The sequence below is a fragment of the Flavobacterium chungbukense genome, assembly GCF_020805785.1.
In the GTDB taxonomy this organism is placed as follows: domain Bacteria; phylum Bacteroidota; class Bacteroidia; order Flavobacteriales; family Flavobacteriaceae; genus Flavobacterium; species Flavobacterium chungbukense.
Window position 1 is genome coordinate 66,622 of the sequence record NZ_JAJGZV010000006.1, and the last position, 21,814, is coordinate 88,435.

Sequence of the window (21,814 nt, forward strand, 5' to 3'; positions counted from 1 at the left end):
ATATTAATGGTATTTTGTATAAATTTGCAACACATAAAGATACAACTTTCTTTTATACATACAAATTTTAAATATTCTGATTTGATCACAAAAGAAAATATATTGGCGATTGCCAAAAAAACAATACTCTCTGAAAGTGAAGCAATTACAAAACTAATTGATTTTTTGGACGAAAATTTTTACGAAGCTGTCCAACGTATCTATGAAAGCAAAGGGCGACTTATTGTAACCGGAATTGGAAAAAGCGCGATTATCGCTCAAAAAATGGTTGCTACCTTTAACTCTACCGGAACCCCTTCTATGTTTTTACATGCTGCAGAAGCTATTCACGGTGATTTAGGAATGATTCAGAATGACGACATCATAATTTGTATTTCTAAAAGTGGTAATAGCCCCGAAATAAAGGTCTTAGTTCCATTATTAAAAAGATTTGGAAATACCTTAATTGCAATCACTGGAAATATAACTTCATTTTTGGCAAAAGGTTCAGATTACGTTTTAAATGCAACTGTAGATGCTGAAGCTTGCCCAATCAATCTAGCACCAACAAACAGTACAACTGCTCAACTTGTAATAGGCGATGCATTGGCCGTTTGTCTAATGGAAATGCGCGATTTTAAACCTGAAGATTTTGCTGTTTATCATCCAGGCGGCGCTCTAGGAAAAAAACTTTTGCTTCGCGTAAAAGACATGATCGAGCATTCATTAAAACCAGCTGTTACTCCAGAAACCTCAATCAAAAAAGCAATTTTCGAAATTTCTGAAAAAAGATTAGGCGTAACAGCAGTAATTGAAGACAATAAAATTATCGGAATTATTACAGATGGAGACATCCGAAGAATGCTAAACGACGTAGATACTATTGCGGACTTAACTGCAAGGGATATTATGTCAAAAAATCCTAAAATAGTTTCATCTGAAACTATGGCGGTTGAAGCTTTAAATATTTTAGAAGATTTCTCCATAACACAATTGATTGTGGCTGACAATGGTGAATACAAAGGAGTTTTACACTTACATGACATTTTAAAAGAAGGAATAGTATAATGGCAAAGAAAAACCTTGGCGAGATGTCATTTTTAGATCATCTTGAAGAACTAAGATGGTTATTAGTTAGAAGTACATTTGCAATCTGTATAATGGCTTTTGTCACTTATTTTTTTAGTGACTATTTGTTTGATCAAATTATTTTAGGTCCAATTAGACCAACATTCTTTACGTATGTTTGGTTTTGCGACTTATCACATCAACTAGGATTTGCAGAAAGTATTTGCATAACCGAACTGAACTTTATCATTCAGAATACAGAAATGGAAGGTCAGGTAAACATTTTTGTTTGGATGTGTCTTCTAGCAGGTTTTATACTTGGTTTTCCTTATATTTTATGGGAAGTATGGAAATTTATTAGTCCAGCTTTGTATGAAAAAGAAAGAAAAAATGCTAAAATTTTCATTTTCACTTCTTCATTACTTTTCTTTTTAGGAGTGATTTTTGGCTATTTTGTGGTAATTCCAATGTCTGTAAATTTCGTTGCCACTTTCTCTATTAGTGATGTGGTGAAAAACCAATTCACGCTCGAATCTTATATGGGAATGGTAAAAACGAGTATTTTGGCAAGTGGTTTATTTTTTGAACTTCCAATTATCATTTATTTCTTAACCAAATTAGGATTAGTAACTCCAGAATTTTTAAGAAAATATTGGAAATATGCTGTAGTTATTATCTTGATTGTTGCAGCTATCGTAACTCCGCCAGATGTAGTGAGTCAAACTATTGTGGCTATCCCAATGTTAATTATCTACGAAATCAGTATTTGGATTTCTAAGGTTGTTTATAAAAATAAATTGAAAGAAAATGTCTGATATCATTCAAGAATTTAACGATTATCGTTCTAAAATGAACGAAAAATTATTAGCTGACAATAACAAAATTGTAAAGCGAATTTTTAACCTTGACACCAATGCTTACGCAGAAGGCGCTCTTGATGTAAAAACAAAAGAACTTTTAGGCTTGGTTGCTTCAACTGTTTTACGTTGCGATGATTGTGTAAAATACCATCTAGAAACTAGCTACAAAGAAGGTGTCTCAAAAGAAGAAATGATGGAAGCAATGGGAATTGCGACTCTTGTTGGAGGAACAATTGTTATTCCTCATTTAAGAAGAGCTTACGAATTTTGGGAAGCACTTGAAGAGAGTGGTAAATAATTAGAAAATGTGCCAATTTGATAATTAGATAATTCTTTTGAAACGCGCTAATTATTTAATTTTTGAAGTACAAATTCTAAATTTTGAAAACGCAATAATTTGTTAATTGATTTATCGGATTGATTATTTTACATTTATTTTGCCTTTCAAATCAATTAAAATTAAATCTCAGCTAGTTTGTCAATTATCTCATTTTCAAATTATCTAATTATCTAATTAAAAAAAATGAAGCTAAGAGCCGATAATTTAATCAAAACCTATAAAGGACGTAGTGTTGTAAAAGGAATTTCTGTTGAAGTAAATCAAGGAGAAATTGTGGGACTTTTGGGACCTAATGGAGCTGGAAAAACAACGTCTTTTTATATGATTGTTGGATTGGTAAAACCAAATCAAGGAAATATTTATTTGGATGATTTGAACATTACTGATTATCCGATGTACAAACGTGCACAGCAAGGAATTGGCTATTTGGCGCAAGAGGCTTCGGTCTTTAGAAAATTAAGTATTGAAGACAACATTTTAAGCGTTTTACAATTGACAAAACTTTCAAAAGAGGCACAAATTGCTAAAATGGAAAGTTTAATAGAAGAATTCAGTTTAGAACATATTCGCACCAACCGAGGCGATTTACTTTCTGGAGGTGAGCGTCGTCGTACAGAAATTGCACGCGCATTGGCAACCGATCCAAAATTTATTTTATTGGATGAGCCTTTCGCTGGAGTTGACCCGGTTGCGGTTGAGGATATTCAGAGAATTGTAGCGCAATTGAAAAATAAAAATATCGGAATTCTAATTACCGATCACAACGTTCAGGAAACTTTAGCCATTACCGATAAAACATACTTAATGTTCGAAGGAGGAATTCTAAAAGCCGGTGTTCCAGAAGAATTAGTTGAAGATGAAATGGTTCGCCGTGTTTATCTTGGACAAAACTTCGAGTTGCGTAAAAAGAAACTTGAATTCTAGAAAAAGTATTCAGTCGCAGTTTTCAGTCGCAGTGAGCACTGAAAACTGTAACTGAAATTCTTTACAAAAAAATACTGAAAACCGAGACTGAGACTGCAAATTTACTCAACCGTAATAAACTGCAACTGTTCAATATCTCCGTTATAAATATTAACATCAACACGATGTTTGATTCCTGGCAAAGAAGCCTTTTCTGTAAACTGCCAGAAAAGCCAGTCATCTTCGATTTTTTCTCTATAGAAATTGTAGTTCGCAATCCAAAATAAATAATCTCCAAATTCTTCTTTTAAGAAATCAGAATAATATCTTTCTCCAGAATAAATTATTGGGCGAACCTGATAATGTTTTTCCACTTTAATTAGCCAACGCTTTAAACCTTTCTTTAAACTATCTAAAGACTGATTTTTGGGCAATTTTTCTATATCTAAAACTGGCGGAAGATCTCCTTTTTGCAATTTTACTGTTTTAATAAACAAATCGGCCTGCTCTATAGAATTTTCGTTTGGACGGTAATAATGGTAAGCACCGCGCATAATTTTGTTTTCCTTTGCTCCTTCCCAGTTTCTTTTGAATTGCCTGTCAACTCGGTCATTTCCTGCTGTTGCACGTATAAACACAAATTGTACTGGATATTTTTCATCTAAAATTTCCACTTCTTCCCAATCTACTTTTCCTTGAAATTCGGATACATCAATGCCAATCACTTTTCCTTTATGATTTTCAAGAACACGAATATTACGCACATCCGCAAGATGTTTATCTACCTCATCTTCATCCAGAACTTTTTCCGATTTAAAACCTAAATAGTAAGCAAGCCCTTTACGATAATGGTAAATGATCCCGATAAATAAAAGTGAAAAGAATAGTAGCAAAACCCCTCTAAAAATCCTGCTTAAAAGAGACCTTCCAGCTGGTTTTCTAGAATATGTTTTACGGTAAGTTGTTTTTCTTGCCATTAAACAGAATTACTTTTTCAAAGAGAGATTATTGATAATTGAAAGCAATACGTAAAAAACGATAATAAGCGGAATTGCGATATAATGAAGAAAAACAACCATTAAAATCGAAACGATTAAAAACACTATTTGAAGTGCATTTTCTTTAAAACTAAATTTCTTAATTTTTAAAGAAAACAATGGAATTTCAGCATTCAAAATATAAGCACTGCACAATGTTATGATTAACAAAACCCATTGGTTAGTTAAGATTTCTAGAATCATTAAAGAATCTGAAAAAGAAATAACCAGAGGAAGACTTAAAATAAACAATGCGTTTGCCGGTGTTGGTAAGCCAATAAAAGAATCTGTTTGGCGGGTATCGATATTAAAATTTGCCAAACGATAGCAAGAACCCAAAGTAATAATAAATCCTAAAAATGGAATTGCAGGATGTGTGCCCAATTCATGTGCGCTGTTATTAAACATACTGTACATGACGTATCCAGGAGTTACACCGCTTGTCACCATATCTGCCAATGAATCTAATTGCAATCCTAACGGACTCGAAACTTTGAATAATCTTGCAAAAAAGCCATCAAAAAAATCAAAAAAGATTCCTAAACAAACCATATAAAATGCCATTAAATAATTATTCTGAGAAACATAAACAATTGCGACACAACCACAGAAAAGATTAATTAATGTGATTAGGTTTGGAATGTGCTTTTTAATATTCATAGTTTGAAATTTTGATAATGGCAGAGAACAAATTTAGCATAATAACTGGATGCAAAACGAGTTTTTTCAAGAGTTTTTTAATTCTGGCTTCTACTTTTAGAATATTTAACCTAAGGAACTTATTAGATGAGTAAAATATTATATTTTTGATAAAAATTAAAACAGGTCTAGATCTGTAAAAACATATCCGTTGAAGAAATTTTTAGTATTTATATTATTTTGGAGTTTTACTTTTCAGTATGGACAAACCGTTCGAAAATATTCGAATGAATTTATGAATATTGGAGTTGATGCTGCGGCACTTGGAATGTCGAGCGCTGTTACGGCTTCTACAAATGATGTAAATGCAGTTTACTGGAATCCAGCAGGTTTAACCAATCTTGAAGATCACCAAATTGCTTTAATGCACGCTAGTTATTTTGCCAATATTGCACAATACGATTATATCGGCTACGCAAGTCCGATTGATGATCGAAGTGCATGGGGAATTTCGATGATTCGTTTTGGAGTAGACGACATTATGGACACTACTCAATTGATCGATAGTCAAGGAAATATAGACTACAATAGAATTCGTCTCTTTTCAACCGCCGATTATGGTTTTACTTTTTCGTATGCCAGAAAACTCCCCGTTGATGGATTTCAATATGGTGTCAATGCAAAAGTAATTCGAAGAGTAATTGGAAAATTTGCGAATTCGTGGGGTTTTGGGTTTGACATCGGACTTCAGTTTGAAAGGAATAACTGGAAATTTGGGTTAATGCTTCGCGACATTACAACTACTTATAATGTCTGGAATATTGATGAAGAAGAATACGCTAAAATTGCCAATGCAATTCCTGGAGAAAATAACGAATTACCAGAAAGTACCGAAATTACGTTGCCAAAAGCACAATTAGGAGTTTCAAAGCGATTTGATTTTCATAACGATTATAGCCTTGTTACTTCTGCAAACTTAAATATGAGATTTGAACAAACTAATGATATTATCTCATCAAAAGTAGTAAGTATAGACCCAGCTCTAGGGTTTGAGTTTGGTTATACTGATTTAGTATTTGTGAGAGCCGGAGCAGGAAATTTTCAGAATGTAACGCAATTGGATAATACTGAGAAATTAAATTTTCAACCCAATATCGGATTAGGTTTTAGATATAAAGGCATTCAAGTTGATTATGCTTTGACCGATTTAGGAAACCAAAGTACAGCCTTGTATTCTAATATTTTTTCATTAAAAGTGGATTTAGGAATCTTTAGATAATTTTCTAAATCATAAAATTCAAAAAAAAAAATTAAATCATGAAAACTGTCATTTTCAAAAAAACACTTTTTATTTTATTCTTCTTGCTGAGTTTCATTGGTTTTAGCCAAAGCTTGCCTTTATCTAAAGATGCTAAAATAAGTGTTCTTACTTGTGGACTTGGCAACGAAACTTATTCTTACTTTGGACATACTGGTCTTAGAGTTTCTGATCCGGGCAACAATTTTGATGTTGTCTACAATTACGGAACTTTCGATTTCAGAACACCAAATTTCGTTTTAAAATTTGCAAAAGGAGATTTACAGTATTTCGCTACAGTTCACTCCTACGCAGATTTTTACAATGAATACACATATGAGAAAAGAAGCATTTTTGAACAAGATTTATTGATTCCGCAAGATTTAAAACAAAAACTTTTTGACGAATTAAATGCTGTTTTAGCTTCTGAAGAACGCTATTATACTTATAAATTTATTGATAAAAATTGTACTTCAATGGTTGTTGATGTTATCAATAAATCTTTAGGACAGACTGTAATTACTAAAAAAGAAGATACCGATAAAACATATCGTTCTATTTTGTTTCCTTATTTTGATGGTCATTTTTACGATCAACTGGGAACTAGTATCATTTTCGGAACAAAAGTGGATCAAATGGGAACGAGAATATTTCTTCCATTTGAATTGAAAAACAGCTTAGACAAAACTACTTTTCAAAATAAGCTATTAGCTGGCAAAAGCAAAACCTTACTAGAATTTACCAAAGAAACTCCAACATCTTGGTGGAATAACATTTACACCTATTTGTTCATCTTGCTATTTGTTATTTTCGCAAAAAGCAAAGGAGTCGACAAAATCTTTTTCTTGATATTGTCTTTAATTGGAATATTTTTCGTCGTTATGGGATTTTATTCTTTTCACCAAGAACTGGCAATGAATTATAATGTTTTACTTTTCAGTCCACTTTTATTGGTTTTAATTCTGTTTTCTGTTCTCAAAAACAAATTATGGACTTATCGATTTTCATTAATCAATTTTGTTCTTTTAGTGATTTACTTTTTGTTTTTAATTAACAAAGCGCACTTCTTTATTACGTTGCCCTTAATTATTACAAGCGGTGTAGCTTTAGTTAGAACAGCAATTAGAAATAAAAAGCCAATTCCTATTATAATTTAATTATTGGCCGCGATAAAACAAAACCGTTGTAATCGTTTTTAGAGTAATGCTCAAATCTAGAAATACGCTTCTATGTTTGATGTAATACAAATCGTATTGAAGTTTTATCAAGCTTTCTTCTATTGATTCTCCGTAAGAATAATTTACCTGAGCCCAACCTGTCAGTCCCGGTTTAATAACATGGCGTGTTTCGTAAAGAGGCATTACACTTGCTATTTCTTCAACAAAAAATGGTCTTTCGGGTCTTGGTCCGATTACTGCCATGTCTCCTTTTAAAACATTGATAAACTGAGGAAGTTCATCAATTCTTGACTTCCGCATAAATTTACCAAAAGGAGTAACTCTTTTATCGTTATGCAATGCAAAAACAGCTCCATCAGATTCTGAATTGGCTGTCATGGTTCTAAATTTATAAATCTCGAAAACAACACCATTTTTGCCTATTCGCTCTTGGGTATAAAAGAGGCTACCTTTATTTGCAAAATAATTAGCAATTAAAATTATTGGAATAAAAATCAGGCAAATCATCAATCCGAACAGAGAAAAGAAAAGCTCCATTACACGAATCAATAACAAATACAATCTGTTGTTGTTACTTCTGCTGAATGGGAAAAAACGATAAAAATCTCTTCCTATATATTGCACCGGAATTCGCTGTGTTTTACTCTCGTACACTTGCGTGTACTCACGAATTATATTTCCGTTTTCTAACAAATGAAGCAATTGCTGATATAAGTCGGTTGTAATTCCATCTGTTTTTTGTGATGCAATAACAATTTCTGAGACATTATGTGTAGTTACAAAAAGCTCTAAATCTTCTTTTTTAATTTCTTTTACATAATGAAAATCTACATTTTCATCTGTCAAAGAATCGGAATTTACAAAACCAATAATTTTATAATGTGGGTCAACATTTTCAAGTCCCAAAACTAATTCTTCAACTTCTCTTTGATCACAAATTAAAACTACATTTTGAACAAAACGATAAGAGGCAAGAAAATAAACATAAAAAAATCGCCACAACAGCAAAGAACTCAAAATGGCGAAATAGAAGATAATAATAATTAATCGCTGTTTAGGAAGTTCTGGCGATAAAATTGGAGTCAGTAAATATGCCGTTATCGAAGTGACAGAAGTTAAAACAACATTACGTAAAATCTGAAATTGATTACTTGCAGTCTGCAGATTGTATATTTCAAAAATATTTCCGAAAACATAAAGATAAGCAATCAGTAAAAAAGACTTTAAATATTTACCGTCTTCTAAAACATAATAATGATAGTCAAATAAAAGGCTAAGAGCATACAGAGCAGTAAAAACAAATATCGCATCAAAAAGATAAAGAAGAACTTTCCTTTCCGAAATTTCGAAATGCATTTTGCTTAGTGTAGGCATATACAATATTATTTTTTAGAATCAATTTGGTTGAGACAAATGTATTGTAAAAAAACAATTTAGCTATCAGCATTTTCTATTTTTTCAGGAATCTTAATCTTAACAGAAAGCAAACATAGCGCATATAAAAAAGCTGGTGCCGCCGTTCGCATTGCCGCATGATTTATGGTTAATAACCAAAAAACAAAACACGAAAGAAAATATAAATGCTGGCGATTATTGAGATAAAGAATGAAAGGAGTTAGAAATAATATTAACAAACAAAAAATTCCAAATAGTCCGTGTTCAGAAAGCATTCTTGTAATTTCATTATGCGACGCAGCTTCTTCTTTTGTTAATTCTAATCGCTTGTATTTACTTAATCCAACACCAACACCTAACACCGGATCATTAAGGAATAGCTTTATTTCTTCATCCATAATTTCTTCCCTTCCACCTAAACGATCCTTTTTTACTCGTCCTGCAGCATCCTTATTAGCGTATCTCTTCTGAATAAGTCCAGAAGTCTGTAAAGACGAATAGGTCCAGATACCTGCCCCAATTAAAGCTGTAACCACAAAAACTAGAATAAATTTGCCTCTACTTTTAGCATTTGAGCTTACATATAACAAAAATAACAAACAAACTATCATGGCTACGGCCGTAAAAACTCCTCCTCTTGAAAATGTTACTATTGCTCTGTAGGTGATAAAAATCAACAAAAATGCGTTGATAAGTATATCTCTTTTTGATTTTGAAAACAATATCATCTGAGTAAAAAAGACAAACATTCCTAGTCCCAAAATAGTTGAAACCTGGTTTGGCCCAAAACCTCCTGAAGTTTCAAAATTTGACTGCGTTCCTGTTACCACATCCTTCACGCTCGGATTATATAAAAACAAATATACTGTTGTGGTAATGACTGGCATACCCATTGCAATTAGAATATTCTGAAAATCAGAAAATAATATTTTCCTTTTAAAGGTATATATTGAAGCTATTGCTAAACAAACGGGTCCCGACAAATTAAAAAACAATGCTTTTTTAATATCTATGGAAGAATCTGCCACTGCATTAGTAATTAAAATTCCTGGAATTAATAGAATTAGAAAAAAACAATAAATTAATGCATTTGCAGAAAAATTGCTATAAAACATTCCCACTAACATAAAGAAAACCACAGTGAATTTTACATATTCATTATTAAAATTCCCACCTGTCATTCTCAAAAAAACCTCGACTCCAACTAAATAAGCTGCCACCAATAAAACTTCGTTATTTCTATTTTTCGTTTGGTAGACAATACTGAAACCAACAATAAGAATTAATAAGCTATATATTTTTGATAAAAAAGGAACAATAAAAACAGCCAATGCTATTAAAGCATGAATAATGATTATGGCTAAGTAGCTGAATTTTGTGCTTTTCATTAATACGTTTTATTTACTTTGCAAAAGTAGTCAAAGATTTTAACCACAGCAGATAGTCATGTAAAATTGATTTTTCGCTAAAGTGCCGTTCCACAAAAGATTTTAAGCAACTTCCTATTTCTTTACGAGTATGTTCTTCTTCAATTAACTTTTTTAGCGAACTTACCAATTGATTTACGTTATTAGATTCAATTAAAAAACCTTCATTTACAGAATAAATGATTTTTGAAATTTCACCTACATTTGTTGCAACAACTGGCAACCCTGATAAACCATATTCCAAAAGAGCTAATGGAAGCCCTTCTGAAAGCGATGTCAAAACTCCTATTTGACAATACTGAAGCAGATTTTGAGTATTACCTAAGGCTCCGTAAAAAAAAACGGTTTTTGAAAGTTTTAAATCTTCTACTTTACGAGTTAGTTTCTCGCTGTAGGAGTCATTAAAGTCTTTACCGACTAGATGAAAAGTCCAATCTGGAAATTTTTTATGAATTTGAAAAGCGCCATCAATTAATAATTCATGATTTTTTTGAGGACGCAAATTGGCAACACAAATAATTCTTTTTCCATCAACACCTTTCAATTCTAACGATTTTATGGATGCATCTGATTGCTGTATAAAATTAGGAAGATAAACTACTTGTGGGCATTTTAAATAATTTTGTGCCCATTTCCGAAGTGACAAATTCACAGAAATAATTCCTGAAAAGAAATAGGAACTCCATTTGAGAACTGCATTTTTCCTTATTTCTAAATTTTGCGAAATTCCATAATGATCATGCCACACAATTTTGATTTTAGGAATTAAAATCTTTACTAATACGGCAATAAAAAATGAAGAACTATGTGCATGAATGATACTAACTTTATTACTTTTCAAATAGTTTCGTAATTTAAAAATGGCCTTTAAATCGAAACTGGATTTTTTTTCTAGAAATAAATAAGATACATTTTTAGTAACGTAATTGTATAACAAACCTTCTTTTCGGGTAACAATTAGACCAGAAAACTCTATCTTATCTGAAAGCGAATTAGCATAGTTAACCGCCATTCTCTCTGCGCCTCCAGCCTCTAAAGAATCAATAATTTGAACAATTCTCATTTGAATAAAAGTTTTTTTATTTCTGCTTCAAAAAGTTCTAAAGTATAATATTGCGACCAGTTTTGCGACAATCTGCTTTTGTTTCTAAAATTACTTTCATCCTTAATAATATGTTCCATTTGATCTAAATCTTGATTTAAATCCATTTCTAATAAAACACCTCTATTCCCAAAATCAAGTATAAAAGGAACACACGAAACTTTTGTTGCTATTGGAACGCATCCCCAGAACATTGCTTCGGCAATAGCTTTGGGCCAACCCTCACTTTTAGACGGCAATATTACAAAATGACTTTTTTTATAGGCTATTTTAATAGTTTCTTTGTTTTTATTTCCATGAAAAATAACAATATCCTGAAGTTTATTTTTTTGAATATACTTCTGTAATCTTTCTTTTTCAGCGCCGTCGCCGTATAAATTTAAGATAACTGATCTGCCTTTTTCTGTCAGTTTCTCAATTAACTTTATTGCATACAATGGATTCTTTCCTGGTACTAAACTGCCTACAAAAACCAAATCAATTACTGGATTTAAACTTGTTTTAGCAACAGCTTCTTTTTCTGAATCTGAATAAGTTGCTGTAAAAAATGGTTTTATATTCTTAGATTGATTTTTCCAATCGCCATAAACCAGCACTTGCATATTTCGAGTTAAAAATGTATTTTTTAAAATCCATTTTTGAATATTGTAGGTAAATGGTTGTTTACTTTGCGAATCCCAATTACCTGCATATTTTGCTGTCTTGATTTTATTCGGAAACAAAATCTGAACAAAACAGCCAATTAATCCCACATTTCCAGGACATCGCAAATGAATATGATCTGCTTTTTTCATTGCACAAAATATTTCCCAAAAAATAATCGGTAACTTGAAGAGTGAACTAAATGTTTTATTAAAACTAGTAAAACTAAAATCAGGTACCTTTCTAAAATCTATTTTCTCATGATTATAAAGGCTGTCTATAACTGTTGGCGTGCCTTTTTTTACTGGAGCAACAATAATTACTTCATTTACATATTTAAACCATATATTCATTTCGTAAACATAAGGCGCATAGCCAAAATAATTATTAGCTTGCTGAATATGATTGACATGTGTAATTATTGCAAATTTCATTATATTTTTTTACCTAGTTTTTCGATTACCGATTGAGGTGCTAAATGTTCATCAAAATAATCTCTCGCTTTCAGTTCTAATTTAATTTTAAATTCAGGATCTGTCATAAGTTTTTGTATTGCGTCTTTTATACTTTTACTATCCTCTGCATACATTAAATGCTCGTTATCTTTTAATGCTGCTGGCAAAACATTAAAATGATTGGTTGAAATAATTGCCTTTCCTAAAGCTAAAAATTCCGCTAGCTTCCATCCGTGACAAGACAAAACTGCGGGAGTATTGAATACTACCATAGAATTTTTAATTTTCTTCAAATACGTTTTTAGCGGAATTTTTTCAGAATACACAAAACTATCATACCCTAAATTATCTCCATTAGCTCTCGCAGCAAAGCCTCCTTCAAAAGTTATTTCTTTAAATTCTCTACAAATCTCTATAAACAGCGCTCTGTAACTATTGGTTTTTTTTTCTTCCTTCCAAATACTATTCATTTGGAAGACTTGATCATTTGACGATTTCAAAGGCTTATAATCCTTCAAAGAAAATCTCTTGTACTGCCTCCAGTAATTGGCAAAAAACTCTCTTTTATTTATGATTGCTTTTCTAAATCGGAAAAAATTAAATATCATATGGAAGGATGTCTGCCAGAGATTCCAAATTTTCACTCCAAAACTTGGTCCAATTGTTATGATCTTCTCAATTCCTGTTGAAGGAAGATTACTCTCGTTATAATTTATTTTACCATAGATATCACACCATTGCAACAAACCTTTGTCAATATCTGTTTTGTCTGTTGAATCAATAACTATTCTTCTCGAATAAAACTCATTTTCTATTATAAATGCAAAATTTCCCTGTCTCAATTTTGGAAATCTAGATATATTAAATCTGTAATTTCCGTAAACTTTTTTAATGCCTTGAATATAGTAACCATCGTAATGCACATCGCATAAGCCATAAATATACACCGTATTTTTCATCATATCATTTTTGGCTTATTTAAAAGTAAACTCCACCATCCTATAATTCTTCCAAATGTTTCTGTAATGGCTGCTTTTTTTTCCTTTTCTGTCAATATATTGCTAAAACGAATCATGGTCAGTAAAATGGTAATAGCATGCCACTTGAAAAAATCTTTAAATTCTGGATTTGAATTTTTAATTCTCCATACATACCAGCCATTACGCACAACCATCTTACCATATTTAAATTGATTTGGTCTTCCTGATGGATCATGAAAATGGTTTAATTTGGCATTTGTATTCACTACATTTTTACCAAACTTTAATGCTCTTAAACTATAGTCTGCATCTTCATATAAACCATAGCCTTCAAAAAATTTAGAAAATTTAATTTCATTAAATACATTTCGCCTAAAAGACATAGACATTCCAATCAACAAATCAACTTCATAGGTTTTGCCAGTAAGAGGAAAACCGCAAGTTCGTCCGTGAGAATACAAAGGCATTTTTCCTGGACCTAAATTAGAAGCAAGGCAAAGATAATTTCTCGCTATATTTCGCAAACCTTCAGGATAAAAATATTGTTCGAACAAATAATATTTTTTTTTGTTGTAATCAACTCCTTCTTCCTGAATCTTCCATCTATTTTCATTTATGGCTACTCCGCCAACTCCGCCAACAGCTTCGTCATTTTGAAAGGTTTTAATAATTTCTGAAAAATACTCTGGTTCTAAAACAGTATCATCATCAAGAAAACAGATAATTTCGGAATCAGAATTTACTTTTGAAATTCCAAAATTACGTTGCTTGGTTAGTCCTCGATCTTCAGCATTTACTTTAAAATAGGTAAGATTTAGAAAATTATTTTTCTGTAAAAGAATTTCTGTATCGCTATTTGTTGAGCCATCAATGATTAAGACCTGATTTGGATATAAAATCTGTTTTTCAAGAGACTCAAGCAACTTAAACAGTGGTTCTGGTCGCAAGTACGTACAAATTATTAATGAAAAATACATATCTCAATTATACTTTTAAGACAACTAAAATATTTCCTGCTGTCAGTTCTTCATCTGAATATTTCAAAAAATCTTCATGAAGTTTTACCTTTTTAAACAAATGATATTTTTCAGTTCCGTCTTGAAGACTTTCGTAGTCAAGATGTAGAATTTCATAATCATATTTTTTAAAAATGTCTATAAACTGAGGCAATCGTAATCTGTTATGATAATCAAATTTAGTTCGAATTTTGGCCCATTCTTGTTTACTATATTGCAAAAAATCATGCTGTGCCAAAGAATTATCGCCATGCTGCCTTAAATCACTTGGAGAAATAAAATGAATGATTAACGAATCTTTTTTTAGTTGAGTTTTCATTTTTTTATGTAAAACATCAACATCATCCTCGTTCATATGTGACAATACATATCTTGAAAAAACAAAATCTACTTCTGGAAAATCTTGATTTATGATATTATAATTTGGAAAATAGTCTATATCAACGGGAAGTGCATATTTATTGTGTAATTCCGGAATTACTGCAACATCATAATTCTTTGAAAAAATACCATTTAATTCTAATACAATTTCCTTTTTAAAATGTTTATTAATGTCAATCGTTATTACTTTTTCGGCTTCAAATTTATATTTAAAGAAATAAGGCATTGTTGGAAACCATCCAGAACCTATTTCAAATACTATTTTATTCTTCAAATCAATGTCTAATTTTTTTAAAACTTTCGAAAGCCTTAAATAAGTCGACTCGACACTTTTGACACGATTCTCTAAAGTTGATTTATCAAAAAAACTTTGAATCTTATGATAGCAATAATCATCTATTTTATTAGGCAATAGTGCAATTGTCTTAAATAAAAGTGTTTTTACTTTATGATTCATCTATTCTTAGTTTATTTTTTTACTGTGTAAATCTGAATTTATTTCTGTAAATAAATTGCCATTCTTGTCGATATTTAAAACCATCGTTTCAAAGCCTTTCCAATATTCAACTAATTCACTTAAAGTCGGATTCCAGATTTCTTTATTTTGGACTTTTGCTCCTAATAACTTGAAATTTTCAAAAACATTTTCATCAATTTTATCAGAAGTTGAAAACAATTTGCCTTTATGATAATGCATTGGAACCGAAAAGTAAGTATGCGCGATAAAAACTCCTTTTTCGTTTACCAAACTATCAAGATTAAAACGAGATAATGACTCTTGAAAATCAAGCATTTCTAAAGTTTGAAACACATAAAACTCTTTTTCGTGAATGATATGTTTAAAAACAAGTGGCGAATATTTGGCTAATTTATAAGGTTTATTTTTAACTCTATTCCAAGATAAAACTATTGAAAAAATAGCTATTCCAAGGTCGAAAGCATTTTTTAGAAGAGGTAAAAAAAACTTTATTTTCTTCTGAAAAACAATCTTCTTAAAATTCCCTGCTGTACTCTGATATTTCAGAATCATATTTTCATCATTATAATAATGAAAAATAATATTCTTAATCATAAGCTGCGTTTTCTTGACAAGACCTAAATCTTTATTTCCTTTTTTAAAACCTGCCAAGGTAAACTGCTGATTATTTAATTGATTTACAACTCCTTCTGCAGAAGTCCCAGAATCTATATAATTCCAAAGAATGTTAATGTTTTTACCTTCTAAAATTTTTTCAAACTTTTCATTTGTCAAATTATTTTTCTTCAGAAGAGAAAAATTATAAGGCTGATATCCATGATCAATCCAAACTTTAAGGTCAGTTAAAGGCGGAACAAATTGTTCAAAATCGTTAAATCTTTCTATTTCACTTTTAATAGATTGTGAAAGAGAATGATAACAGAGTTCATGCCCGTCATTTTTCCATTTTAGAAGTTCTTCTTTATCATTTTCAAACGATGCATTATCGGAACGTTTTGAGAAATGATTTAAAAAAAATCCTTTTGTAATCTTTATTTGAGTTTCCTTAAAAAACTTTCTTTGGATGGATAAATTTTCGACAGTATCAAAATCACAATGATCTGTAAAACAAGCTACAGCTGTAAAAGGATATTTAGATCTGCTAAACTCTAAAGCATAATTTTCAGGAAATAAAAGTGTCGGATTTTCAGGAAAATGAAATCTCTTTTTAGAAGATTCAGCTTTTTTCCTATTATCACTGCCTAAGTAAGTTGTGATTGATTCTGCAAACTCTGGATTGAAACGCCAAAGTAGAACATTTTTGTTCTTCTTATTTATTTCCCAAATTCCAGCATGAATATTAGCCTGCACTAACTGTCCGTTTTGAAGTTTAATTACTTTAGGACAAAATTGATTTGAAATTCTATCTTCATTACATTTTACCCACGTATAATCATGATTTCGAAATTCTGAAATAGATTGTTCAAATACGATTTCAATATCAAAAGAATTAAGTTCTGAAAGTTTTATTTTAGTAATGTCAATACTCCATTTATGCTTTTGATCTGTGTCAAAAACATAACTTTGTTTTATTGAATTACTATTTATTGAAATCGATTTTATCAATTTATTTAAGTAAAATTATTGTTTTAATTTTTCTGCCCAGAATAAACTTGACTTCCATTGTCTACGAAAGTTTGTAAAGTACTTTATCGGATTTTTAATTTTTTGATGTTTATAAAATTTAAAAAATAAGACCGTTTTATAACCATTTAACTGCTGTTTTTTTAAATTTAGTATTTTATAAAGCATAACGGTTGGCGATGGTTTCGGCTGAATTACATCGCTGTTCCAAGCTAAAACTGGTTTTGCTCTAAAACCTCCAATTGGAGCTTTTATATGAACAATTTCAGGTTTTGGTGAGTGCATTATATCAAAACCTGCATTTCGTAGTTGTGCTCCAAAATCGTTATCTTCTCCATATCCAAATTCGAAACTGGTATTGTAAAAAATAGTTTTGATATTCTTAGTTTTTACTATACTGCAACCTGAACCAAAACTGTCCCATTGAATTTTTTGTTTTTCCTTTTTATGCTCTGGATAATTAACTTCATAACATCCAAAAGTAACTTGTTCAACACCATCTTTCTCTATAAAATCGAATGCTTTTTCTATAAAATCATTTTCAATTCTAATATCATCATCTGCCATAAAAACCCATTCGCTTACAACTTCTTCTAAAGCTAAATTTCTTGCATTGCAAGCTCCTGCCTGATTGATAAATTTATGCTTTATCTGAAATGGCCAATTTTCGCTTTGTATAAAATCGAGTTCAGAAATACTATTTAAATCTGGGTTTTGCTCAACTATAATAACATTTTTAGGCTTAAGAATTTGCATCGACAAATCTTTAAGAAAATCGTGAAGATACTTTTTTCTGCCTATCGTTGGAATAATGACATCGATATTTCTTTTATCAATAACTTTTCTATAGGATGGAGAACTTATTGTATTTAATATCTTTTCATTCAAGTTTCTTTTCTTATAAAACAAACTATAAACCAATGGAAAAATGGTTATTTTTTTTTCGTATAAAAATAAATTTAAGAACAGTAAAAAAACCCATCGTGTTTTATAATGTTGCTTTACAAAACGAAAAACCAAAAGGTTATTTGACTTATTCCTTTGCAATTCTTGATTAATATTTTTGACCAATAATGGCTCAGAATAGCAAACCAAACCATTTAGCATTGCTAATTTCGCAATCGAATTCAGAAAATAGTCAAAATTAGAATCTGCTTTAATTTCATTTTTTAAAACCTTCAATATCGAAGCATGAATTCCACCTACATAGCTACTCATTTGCCAGGTTGGATAAGTAACATTTTTTTTAACATTAACAAAAAGAGATTCGTCTACATAACCAATTGAATCTGATAAAAAAAAATATTTGGACAAATCATAAGAAGCCATTATTTTATTATGATGAAAAATTTCATTCAAATTTTCAATATTCAAATTTGATTTAAAATCTAAATGACACCAAATTATAAGATGATCAGGATATTTTTGAGCAATTTCAAATAAATTCTGAGAAATACTTTTGTTCGCTAATACAGCAATTTCTTCCGAAAACTGAACCTCAACAATTTTATTATTTTGATGAAAAATTACAATCATTATCTTACCAAATTAGAATTTATAATTTCAGTATAAAAAGTCATGTTATCTTTTGCAATTTTCTGTATATCAAATTTATCTTCAACTTTTAATCTTGCTTTTTTTCCAATTTCTAAAACTAAATTTTTATGCTTTAAAAGTTCTACAATTCTATTAGCATATTCAAGATGATTAGCAGGATGAACTAGAAAACCGCTTTCTTTGTCTTCAATTAATTCTTGCGCCCAGCCGATATTCGTATTTACAATTGCCTTTTGCAAAGCCATTGCTTCTATAGTAACCATTCCTAAAGTTTCTGCAAAGCTTGGAAACACACAAACATTTGCCTCTTTAATATGTTTTTGAACTTCTTGGTAAGGAAGTTGCCCTAAATAGAAAACATTGTTAAAATCCTCAATATCAAAGTTATTCTGCATTATTTTCCAAGTTGAATCTGATTCTGTTTGTATATCAAAAGAATCACCTCCTATTAAAATCAATTTTGCATTTGGAATTGTTTTTCGAACTTGAGAAAAAATTGCTGGTAATTCTAAAACTCCTTTTTTTCTAATTAATGTGCCGACATAAAGTAATAAGTTTTCAATATATTCTTCTGGAAACTCATTTTTAAATAGCGTCAAATCTATACCATTCGGAATAACTGTGGTTTTTATGTTTTGATTTTTAAAAAGCGAATTGGTTAATTTTCCAGCAAAATCTGTTGGTGCAATAAAAGCATTTGCATTTTGCAAAGCCATTTTTTCGAACCAAAAGTTTTTCTTTTTTTGCTTACGTTTTTCTAAATGACAAAAATAAGTATCACTTCCATGAAAGCGAATCACCAAGGGCACTTTGAATTTCATAAAAGCCGTAATACCTGTCCAGTCTGGGGCTTCAAGAATTTCAATCTTTTCTCTTTTTATAACTGAATTACAATAATTTTGAATATGTTTTCTATGCAAATACCATCCTAAAAGGGGATATTTTTTATTTTTAATAAGATGAATTTTAACTCCATTATCATCTACTATTTCTTGAACAGATTGTCCGTAAACAAAAATGGTGATGGCATTTCCTTCCTTTTGCAATGCAATTGCCAGATTTTTTATACTCGTACCTATTCCAGCCGCATGTGCAACTTTAGGATGTGAATATTCTGATGTCAGAAATGCTATTTTCATCTTACTTATTAAAAAAATCTTTTATAATTTTTGCTGTAAAAATTCTTGCTCCAGCATCTGTCATGTGTCCACAAGAAGAAAAATATTTATCTTCGATTACTACGTTTTCATAATTATAAATTTCTGGATAGGCTTTTTTTACTTTATCAAAGTAATTCATTCCCACAACATTTTCGCACATTGGCGTCATAACAGCAATAAAATTGATATTGTTTTTTTTACAGATATTTTTAATTTCCTCGTAATATTTATTGTGAGGCAACGGATTTAAATTGACAATATTATTTTTCATATTGCCATTTTTGTGCTTTTCTAATGGGTAATAACCTAAATTGTCCTGTGAATTTGTTTTCTTATGAATAGCACTAAAAAAAACTTCTCTTATACCTATTTTTCCATCGTATTTTATATATCTATAAAATGGAATATAATACAGCTCGTTAAAATCACTTTCATTCTTAAAATGATCTTTTATAATTGTTGAATTATGAATAAAAGGAATAAACAGAGACCCTATTCCTTCTGCCATTTTTTCGTTTGATAAATTCAAGTCTGCCTCTAAAATTACATTTTTGATTTCATATTTTCTTTCTATCATTAATTTTAGCATTAATGAAGCCTCAAACAGATGTCCGCCGCTCATTCCGTAATTAAATGTTTTTAGTCCTTTCTCTTCAAACATTTGAGAAACAAAATGATTATTGGCTCTAGAAGATCCTAAAATAACGACATCATATTTTTTTGCTTCAGAATTTACTACCGCTTCGATTTTTCCACGATTTTTTGATTGCATAAAAATGTAAGTATACAATCCGTCTAATACAACCGCAACCAAAACTGTTACTAGAAAAATTTTGAATATGTAGAATAAAAACTTTTTCATTAAAATTGGAAATAAATAAATTCTTTGTAATCTGAATAAGTTCCGAAAGCAATTATTGCCATAATAGCTAATGCCATTTTAAGCATACTTCTTTTCCCCGAAATTGGTTCTACCTTAGTTCTATTGTTCCATTCCACTAAAACAAATAAGCCAATCATCAATATTAATTCATAATTATATCTTTCGTTTTCTAAGTATTGAAACCCAAAGTTTCTATCTGTTATTATTCGTTTCAAATATAAAATAGCATCTGTAATTGTTCTGGCTCTAAAAAATACCCAAGCAATACAAGTTAATACAAAAGTCGTTAGAATACTAAATAATACTTTTATAGAATCTAAATTCCACTTTAAAACAACAGAATCTATATTATTTCTATTGCTGTTGGACAATAAAAGCGGAAGAAAATAAACGGCGTTAATAAAACCCCAGACAATGTATGTCCAATTGGCCCCATGCCAAAATCCGCTGACAATAAAGATTATAAAAGTATTTCTGATTTTCATCCAAAGTCCGCCTTTACTTCCTCCTAGCGGAATATACAAATAATCTCGAAACCAAGAAGAAAGCGAGATATGCCATCGACGCCAAAATTCTGCAATATCTCTTGAAAAATAAGGATAATTGAAGTTTCTCAATAAATCTAAGCCAAACAATTTAGAGACACCAAGCGCAATATCTGAATATCCAGAAAAGTCTCCATAAATCTGGAACGCAAAATAAATAGCTCCCAAAATCAACGAAAAGGAATTCATTGAAGGATAATGATCAAAGATAGCATTTGCGTAAACCGCACAAGTGTCTGCAATAACCACCTTTTTTACTAAACCCCAAACAATTTGATAAACACCTTCTTTTGCTTTTTCTAAATTAAATTCGCGTTTTACTTTTAATTCCGGCAATAAATGAGTAGCTCTTTCAATTGGTCCTGCAACTAAAAGCGGAAAATAACTTACGAAGAGAGAGTAATCTACAAAATTGTATTCGGCTTTTATTCTTTTATAATAAATATCAATTACGTATGATAATCCATGAAAAGTGTAAAATGAAATTCCGACCGGCAAAATAACATTGAGCAAAAACGGACTTACCTTAAACCCAAAAGAAGTAAACATTTCTGCAAATGAACTGGCAAAGAAATTATAATATTTAAAGATTCCTAGAAAACCTAAATTGACCAGAATACTAAGCCAAAACCAAAATTTTCGCTTTTTATCCGAATCACTTTTTTCAATCTGTATACCGGTGAAATAATCTAAAAATGTGGAAAAAACCAATAAAAAAAGAAATCTCCAATCCCAGCAAGAATAGAAATAGTAACTCGCAACAATTAACAAAGCATTTTGTGTGCTTTTATTTTTATTGAAAACAAACCAATACAGAAAAAAAACGATTGGCAGAAAAATGGCAAAAGCCAGAGAGTTGAAAAACATGA

General features: G+C 30.5%; 20 protein-coding genes. 6 read left to right on the top strand and 14 right to left on the bottom strand.

Annotated features, from left to right (window positions below):
* The first annotated feature begins 81 nt into the window (after positions 1-81).
* From LL966_RS16845 to lptB, 4 genes are all read left to right on the top strand, one after another.
* Positions 82-1,047, top strand: a complete 966-nt coding sequence (locus LL966_RS16845; protein ID WP_229354863.1) for a KpsF/GutQ family sugar-phosphate isomerase — start codon at positions 82-84, stop codon at positions 1,045-1,047.
* Positions 1,047-1,862 carry a twin-arginine translocase subunit TatC gene (gene tatC, locus LL966_RS16850; RefSeq protein ID WP_229354866.1) on the top strand — a complete coding sequence of 272 codons (816 nt, stop codon included), beginning with the start codon at positions 1,047-1,049 and terminating at the stop codon, positions 1,860-1,862. Before LL966_RS16845 ends, tatC begins: the two co-directional genes overlap by 1 nt.
* Positions 1,855-2,205, top strand: coding sequence for a carboxymuconolactone decarboxylase family protein (locus LL966_RS16855; protein WP_229354868.1), 351 nt, complete (start codon positions 1,855-1,857; stop codon positions 2,203-2,205). The genes tatC and LL966_RS16855 overlap by 8 nt, the downstream gene beginning before the upstream one ends.
* Positions 2,206-2,430: 225 nt before the next feature.
* The gene (lptB, locus tag LL966_RS16860) at positions 2,431-3,171 is read left to right on the top strand and encodes an LPS export ABC transporter ATP-binding protein (RefSeq protein WP_012022391.1); all 741 of its coding nucleotides are present in this window, start codon (positions 2,431-2,433) and stop codon (positions 3,169-3,171) included.
* Between the two features lie 101 nt (positions 3,172-3,272).
* On the opposite strand, the gene LL966_RS16865 is transcribed toward lptB, so the two are convergent.
* Both LL966_RS16865 and LL966_RS16870 read right to left on the bottom strand, forming a co-directional pair.
* A complete protein-coding gene (locus LL966_RS16865) occupies positions 3,273-4,127 on the bottom strand; it encodes a glycoside hydrolase family 25 protein (RefSeq protein ID WP_229354870.1) in 855 nt (284 codons plus the stop codon).
* Positions 4,128-4,136: 9 nt separating this feature from the next.
* A complete protein-coding gene (locus tag LL966_RS16870) occupies positions 4,137-4,847 on the bottom strand; it encodes a CDP-alcohol phosphatidyltransferase family protein (RefSeq protein ID WP_229354872.1) in 711 nt (236 codons plus the stop codon).
* A gap of 190 nt (positions 4,848-5,037) precedes the next feature.
* On the opposite strand from LL966_RS16870, the gene LL966_RS16875 reads away from it, so the two are divergent.
* Positions 5,038-6,105, top strand: coding sequence for a putative type IX sorting system protein PorV2 (locus tag LL966_RS16875; RefSeq protein ID WP_229354874.1), 1,068 nt, complete (start codon positions 5,038-5,040; stop codon positions 6,103-6,105).
* 38 nt (positions 6,106-6,143) lie between these two features.
* Positions 6,144-7,280 (top strand): lipoprotein N-acyltransferase Lnb domain-containing protein, encoded by a 1,137-nt coding sequence (locus tag LL966_RS16880; RefSeq protein ID WP_229354876.1) that lies wholly within the window; start codon positions 6,144-6,146, stop codon positions 7,278-7,280.
* Here LL966_RS16880 and LL966_RS16885 read toward each other — a convergent pair whose 3' ends face one another.
* The 12 genes from LL966_RS16885 to LL966_RS16940 are packed head-to-tail and all read right to left on the bottom strand — an operon-like array spanning position 7,281 to position 21,812.
* Positions 7,281-8,675, bottom strand: coding sequence for a sugar transferase (locus LL966_RS16885; protein WP_229354878.1), 1,395 nt, complete (start codon positions 8,673-8,675; stop codon positions 7,281-7,283).
* 59 nt (positions 8,676-8,734) lie between these two features.
* The gene (locus LL966_RS16890) at positions 8,735-10,084 is read right to left on the bottom strand and encodes an O-antigen ligase family protein (protein ID WP_229354880.1); all 1,350 of its coding nucleotides are present in this window, start codon (positions 10,082-10,084) and stop codon (positions 8,735-8,737) included.
* Between the two features lie 13 nt (positions 10,085-10,097).
* Positions 10,098-11,186, bottom strand: a complete 1,089-nt coding sequence (locus LL966_RS16895) for a glycosyltransferase (protein WP_229354882.1) — start codon at positions 11,184-11,186, stop codon at positions 10,098-10,100.
* Positions 11,183-12,301, bottom strand: a complete 1,119-nt coding sequence (locus tag LL966_RS16900) for a glycosyltransferase family 4 protein (protein WP_229354884.1) — start codon at positions 12,299-12,301, stop codon at positions 11,183-11,185. Before LL966_RS16900 ends, LL966_RS16895 begins: the two co-directional genes overlap by 4 nt.
* Positions 12,301-13,284, bottom strand: coding sequence for a glycosyltransferase (locus tag LL966_RS16905; RefSeq protein ID WP_229354886.1), 984 nt, complete (start codon positions 13,282-13,284; stop codon positions 12,301-12,303). The genes LL966_RS16900 and LL966_RS16905 overlap by 1 nt, the downstream gene beginning before the upstream one ends.
* The gene (locus LL966_RS16910) at positions 13,281-14,279 is read right to left on the bottom strand and encodes a glycosyltransferase family 2 protein (RefSeq protein WP_229354888.1); all 999 of its coding nucleotides are present in this window, start codon (positions 14,277-14,279) and stop codon (positions 13,281-13,283) included. Before LL966_RS16910 ends, LL966_RS16905 begins: the two co-directional genes overlap by 4 nt.
* A gap of 7 nt (positions 14,280-14,286) precedes the next feature.
* Positions 14,287-15,156, bottom strand: coding sequence for a hypothetical protein (locus LL966_RS16915; protein WP_229354890.1), 870 nt, complete (start codon positions 15,154-15,156; stop codon positions 14,287-14,289).
* Positions 15,157-15,162: 6 nt separating this feature from the next.
* Positions 15,163-16,782, bottom strand: a complete 1,620-nt coding sequence (locus LL966_RS16920) for a hypothetical protein (protein ID WP_229354892.1) — start codon at positions 16,780-16,782, stop codon at positions 15,163-15,165.
* A 15-nt stretch (positions 16,783-16,797) separates the two neighbouring features.
* On the bottom strand, positions 16,798-18,336 hold the full coding sequence (locus LL966_RS16925; protein WP_229354894.1) for a glycosyltransferase family 2 protein: 1,539 nt from the start codon (positions 18,334-18,336) through the stop codon (positions 16,798-16,800).
* Positions 18,336-19,496, bottom strand: a complete 1,161-nt coding sequence (locus LL966_RS16930; RefSeq protein WP_229354895.1) for a glycosyltransferase family 4 protein — start codon at positions 19,494-19,496, stop codon at positions 18,336-18,338. The genes LL966_RS16925 and LL966_RS16930 overlap by 1 nt, the downstream gene beginning before the upstream one ends.
* A gap of 1 nt (position 19,497) precedes the next feature.
* Entirely contained in the window at positions 19,498-20,379 is an 882-nt protein-coding gene (locus LL966_RS16935; RefSeq protein WP_229354896.1) for a hypothetical protein, read from the bottom strand.
* The gene (locus LL966_RS16940) at positions 20,379-21,812 is read right to left on the bottom strand and encodes an MBOAT family O-acyltransferase (protein WP_229354897.1); all 1,434 of its coding nucleotides are present in this window, start codon (positions 21,810-21,812) and stop codon (positions 20,379-20,381) included. The genes LL966_RS16935 and LL966_RS16940 overlap by 1 nt, the downstream gene beginning before the upstream one ends.
* Positions 21,813-21,814 lie beyond the last annotated feature (2 nt).

What these genes read in the sequence shown, in the direction of transcription:
- LL966_RS16905 (WP_229354886.1), bottom strand. Translation starts at nt 13,284, where the DNA reads ATGATGAAAAATACGGTGTATATTTATGGCTTATGCGATGTGCATTAC.
- LL966_RS16910 (WP_229354888.1), bottom strand. Translation starts at nt 14,279, where the DNA reads ATGTATTTTTCATTAATAATTTGTACGTACTTGCGACCAGAACCACTG.
- LL966_RS16935 (WP_229354896.1), bottom strand. Translation starts at nt 20,379, where the DNA reads ATGAAAAAGTTTTTATTCTACATATTCAAAATTTTTCTAGTAACAGTT.
- LL966_RS16885 (WP_229354878.1), bottom strand. Translation starts at nt 8,675, where the DNA reads ATGCCTACACTAAGCAAAATGCATTTCGAAATTTCGGAAAGGAAAGTT.
- LL966_RS16865 (WP_229354870.1), bottom strand. Translation starts at nt 4,127, where the DNA reads ATGGCAAGAAAAACAACTTACCGTAAAACATATTCTAGAAAACCAGCT.
- LL966_RS16870 (WP_229354872.1), bottom strand. Translation starts at nt 4,847, where the DNA reads ATGAATATTAAAAAGCACATTCCAAACCTAATCACATTAATTAATCTT.
- LL966_RS16930 (WP_229354895.1), bottom strand. Translation starts at nt 19,496, where the DNA reads ATGAAAATAGCATTTCTGACATCAGAATATTCACATCCTAAAGTTGCA.
- LL966_RS16890 (WP_229354880.1), bottom strand. Translation starts at nt 10,084, where the DNA reads ATGAAAAGCACAAAATTCAGCTACTTAGCCATAATCATTATTCATGCT.
- LL966_RS16895 (WP_229354882.1), bottom strand. Translation starts at nt 11,186, where the DNA reads ATGAGAATTGTTCAAATTATTGATTCTTTAGAGGCTGGAGGCGCAGAG.
- lptB (WP_012022391.1), top strand. Translation starts at nt 2,431, where the DNA reads ATGAAGCTAAGAGCCGATAATTTAATCAAAACCTATAAAGGACGTAGT.
- LL966_RS16915 (WP_229354890.1), bottom strand. Translation starts at nt 15,156, where the DNA reads ATGAATCATAAAGTAAAAACACTTTTATTTAAGACAATTGCACTATTG.
- LL966_RS16925 (WP_229354894.1), bottom strand. Translation starts at nt 18,336, where the DNA reads ATGATTGTAATTTTTCATCAAAATAATAAAATTGTTGAGGTTCAGTTT.
- LL966_RS16900 (WP_229354884.1), bottom strand. Translation starts at nt 12,301, where the DNA reads ATGAAATTTGCAATAATTACACATGTCAATCATATTCAGCAAGCTAAT.
- LL966_RS16940 (WP_229354897.1), bottom strand. Translation starts at nt 21,812, where the DNA reads ATGTTTTTCAACTCTCTGGCTTTTGCCATTTTTCTGCCAATCGTTTTT.
- LL966_RS16855 (WP_229354868.1), top strand. Translation starts at nt 1,855, where the DNA reads ATGTCTGATATCATTCAAGAATTTAACGATTATCGTTCTAAAATGAAC.
- tatC (WP_229354866.1), top strand. Translation starts at nt 1,047, where the DNA reads ATGGCAAAGAAAAACCTTGGCGAGATGTCATTTTTAGATCATCTTGAA.
- LL966_RS16880 (WP_229354876.1), top strand. Translation starts at nt 6,144, where the DNA reads ATGAAAACTGTCATTTTCAAAAAAACACTTTTTATTTTATTCTTCTTG.